Annotated in this window: 1 rRNA gene; it reads right to left on the minus strand. The window is 58.4% G+C overall.

Features of this window, described 5'->3' with window-relative positions:
• A 23S ribosomal RNA gene (locus CD790_RS34335) occupies window positions 1-214 on the minus strand; the annotation flags it as partial.

Raw genomic sequence — 214 nt, forward strand, 5'->3', positions numbered from 1 at the left:
CGCTACTCATGCCTGCATTCTCACTCGTGAACCGTCCACAACTCGTTTCCACGGCTGCTTCACCCGGCACACGACGCTCCCCTACCCATCCCAGCAGACGTTGGTCCTCACGCTGGAATGACATGACTTCGGCGGTACGCTTGAGCCCCGCTACATTGTCGGCGCGGAATCACTTGACCAGTGAGCTATTACGCACTCTTTCAAGGGTGGCTGC

The organism is Streptomyces sp. SAJ15, assembly GCF_007595705.1.
Taxonomy (GTDB): domain Bacteria; phylum Actinomycetota; class Actinomycetes; order Streptomycetales; family Streptomycetaceae; genus Streptomyces.